The organism is Xenorhabdus griffiniae, assembly GCF_001028135.1.
GTDB lineage: Bacteria > Pseudomonadota > Gammaproteobacteria > Enterobacterales > Enterobacteriaceae > Xenorhabdus > Xenorhabdus bakwenae.
This window is the reverse complement of record NZ_LDNM01000154.1, coordinates 1-3,573: the sequence shown is the minus strand read 5'-3', so window position 1 is coordinate 3,573 and position 3,573 is coordinate 1. Positions and strand designations below refer to the sequence as shown.

Below are 3,573 nucleotides of genomic sequence, written 5' to 3'. Positions count from 1 at the left end.
ATTTTCAGTTCAATAAATGTACAAAATGTGAGTTTGGAGGAACATCGGCGTTGATGGGTAAAATTTGGTCGGTTATTGGTTGTGAAATCTCATATACTGAGTGGACTGAGGGGCATGGGAAGGTAGGGGTTACCACTAGTATTGATCTGGCTGAATAGATGGAGCGAGGTGAAGGATTTAGAAATAAGTGGGTATGTAATGAAAAATGATATAGACGCTGATATATTTATTTATCAATACAAAATGAACTCAGAAGATGTTTTACCAAAGGTTTTGATAAACAGGACAATATACCGGATAATATTTAGTGTTTAATTATAATTTAAATTTAAAATCAAATGGATAGAATTCCATGCGTCTTTTTATTGCCGAAAAACCCAGTCTTGCGAGAGCCATCGCGGATGTTTTACCGAAGCCCCATCGACGTGGGGATGGGTTTATCGAATGCGGTGATAACCAGTTTGTGACTTGGTGTGTTGGTCATCTATTGGAACAGGCCGAACCCGATGCTTACGATAGCCGTTACGCTCGTTGGGTATTGGCTGATTTACCGATCATTCCTGAAAAATGGCAACTAAAGCCACGGGCAGCCGTGGCCAAACAGCTCAACATTATTAAATCCCTGCTGGAAAGAGCGACCGAAATCATCCATGCAGGTGACCCTGATCGTGAAGGTCAATTGCTGGTGGATGAAGTGCTGGATTTTTTAGATCTGGATACTGAGAGAAAATACAATGTCCAGCGATGCTTGATTAATGACCTGAATCATCAGGCGGTCGCAAAAGCGATTGAACGGCTGAGGAGCAATCGGGAGTTTATCCCCTTATGTGTTTCTGCACTCGCCAGAGCCAGAGCAGACTGGCTTTATGGTATCAATATGACCCGTGCTTATACCTTATTAGGCAAAAGTGCAGGTTATCAAGGGGTATTATCGGTTGGGCGGGTTCAAACGCCTATTTTAGGTTTGGTTGTGCGTCGTGATGAAGAGATAGAAAATTTCGTGCCGAAAGACTTCTTTGAAGTCAAAGCACATGTTGTTACACCTGATGAAGAGCGATTTACCGCTTTATGGCAACCCAGTGAATCGTGCATTGATTTTCAGGATGAAGAAGGGCGAATTATTCACCGGCCGTTAGCTGAACATGTCGTTGCGCGTATTGCCGGACAACCCGCCTATGTCTCTTCCTATCAGGATAAGCGTGAATCAGAAACAGCCCCATTGCCTTTTTCTCTTTCATCCTTACAGATTGAAGCGGCCAAACGTTTTGGCTTGAGTGCTCAGGATGTACTTGACATTTGTCAGCGGCTTTATGAAACCCATAAATTGATCACTTATCCGCGCTCTGATTGTCGTTACCTGCCGGAAGAGCATTTTGTCGGGCGTCATGCGGTCCTGAATGCCATTTCGATTCATGCTACCCATTTACTTCCACAGAATGCTTTAGATATAGGGCAAAAGAACCGCTGTTGGGATGATAAGAAGGTTGATGCTCACCATGCCATTATTCCTGCTGCACGTAGTAGCCAAGTCAATTTAACCGAAAATGAAAGCCATATTTATAGCTTGATTGCGCGGCAATATCTGATGCAGTTTTTTCCTGACGCGGTATTTCGGAAATGTACGATTGAACTTGATATTGCAGGTGGAAAATTTATCGCCAAGGCACGTTTTCTGGCAGAAGCGGGTTGGAGGACCCTGCTTGGCAACAAGGAACGGGATGAAGAGAATGAAGGCACGCCATTACCTGTTGTTGCTAAAGGAGATGAATTATTGTGTGAGAAAGGCGAAGTGGTGGAAAGACAGACACAACCTCCACGGCCTTTCACAGATGCAACATTATTGTCTGCAATGACTGGCATAGCTCGGTTTGTGCAGGATAAAGCTTTGAAAAAGGTGCTTCGTGCCACTGATGGCCTGGGGACGGAAGCGACTCGAGCAGGGATCATTGAGCTGCTATTCAAACGGGATTTCCTGTACAAAAAAGGGCGTTATATTCACGCGACTCCGGCTGGCAGGGCTTTAATTCATGTCTTGCCGGACATGGCGGTATTGCCGGATATGACTGCACATTGGGAATCTCGGTTGACGCAAATCAGCGAAAAGCAATTCCGTTATCAGGATTTTATGTTCCCCCTTCAGGAAACATTGCAGCAGTTGATTTGGCAGGCAAAACAACATCGTAATTTGACGGCTTTTAGGGACTTGCCTCCTGTTCCCGTTAATGCCAAAAAAGGGAAAGGAAAGCAGGCAAAATCCAGCAAGAGCAGGGCAAAGAAAGATCAAGCCAATCAGGGATGATCCCGAAATGCTGACACAGCACCATAATGGGTGGTGCTGTGTTTCATGGTCGCTGTTTATATCTTAAACTCAGTCCAGACAGGGGCATGATCGGATGGTTTTTCCATGCTGCGGATAGCATAATCGATACCAGAAGAGATACATCTTTCTGCCAACGGATGGCTGGCAAGCAGCAAATCAATGCGCAGCCCACGATTATCATCAAAGCCTTTTGAGCGATAGTCGAACCAAGAAAACTGGTCATTGACCTCGGGGCTTAGTGCTCGGAATGTATCGATGAGTCCCCAGTTTTTCAAGCGTTCCATCCATTCACGCTCTTCTGGCAAAAAAGAACATTTTCCCGTCTTTAACCAGCGTTTCTGGTTGTTTTCTCCGATGCCAATATCGAGATCTGTTGGACTGATATTCATGTCTCCCATAATCAGAATGTGTGATTCTGGAGAATGGTTAATTTCTAGGTAAGACAGTAGATCCTGATAAAACTTTTCTTTTGCAGGAAATTTAATCAGATGGTCACGGCTCTCCCCTTGCGGAAAATAGCCATTGATTACAGTTAATAAACCAAGCGGTGTCTCGATATCGGCCATAATAATGCGGCGCTGTGCATCATCGTCATCAGTAGGAAAACCTTTACGGATATCTACGGGCTGTTGGCGAGTGAGCAGTGCGACACCATAATGTGATTTTTGACCATGGTAAAAGACGTGATAACCCAGCTTACTGACTTCTTCCAGAGGAAACATTTCATCATGGACTTTTATTTCTTGTAATCCGATAACATCAGGTTGGTGTTGTTCAACAATGGCAGCAAGTTGATGATGACGTGCTCTTAACCCATTAATATTGAATGATATAAATTTCATATTGTTATAATCACCTATAAAATATTCTTATTCTTAATATTAACAGATGCAAATAAGGATGTAACTATTTATTAAATAATAAATTTCACCTGATTATCTTGATAATTCGCTATTTTACTCACATATGTAATACTATACTGATTATAATACTCTCGTTACCTCAAATTTAAAGTGTCGAATCGATTTTTAAATAATAAAAAGACACCAAATCAATAAATAGTAAATTAATGGATTTATAATAATTTACTAATTGTTATGTGTTATATTCAACAGTTGATATTATAATTTCCCGTGAGAGTTTTTATTATTGAAATTTATTTTATGTTGTGTGTTACAAAAATTAATTAATGAAAAAGTAGAAGAGTTAATCAATCTCTGATAGAAATTTGAATGTGTAGTTCATGGTTATAT

2 protein-coding genes are annotated in these 3,573 nt (G+C 41.6%); one reads left to right on the top strand and one right to left on the bottom strand.

Annotation, left to right across the window (positions count from 1 at the left end):
* Positions 1-352 precede the first annotated feature (352 nt).
* Positions 353-2,299, top strand: a complete 1,947-nt coding sequence (locus AAY47_RS19025; RefSeq protein ID WP_047771906.1) for a DNA topoisomerase III — start codon at positions 353-355, stop codon at positions 2,297-2,299.
* Between the two features lie 56 nt (positions 2,300-2,355).
* On the opposite strand, the gene xthA is transcribed toward AAY47_RS19025, so the two are convergent.
* Positions 2,356-3,162, bottom strand: a complete 807-nt coding sequence (gene xthA / locus AAY47_RS19020; protein WP_047771905.1) for an exodeoxyribonuclease III — start codon at positions 3,160-3,162, stop codon at positions 2,356-2,358.
* Positions 3,163-3,573: the final 411 nt, after the last annotated feature.

What these genes read in the sequence shown, in the direction of transcription:
- AAY47_RS19025 (WP_047771906.1), top strand. Translation starts at nt 353, where the DNA reads ATGCGTCTTTTTATTGCCGAAAAACCCAGTCTTGCGAGAGCCATCGCG.
- xthA (WP_047771905.1), bottom strand. Translation starts at nt 3,162, where the DNA reads ATGAAATTTATATCATTCAATATTAATGGGTTAAGAGCACGTCATCAT.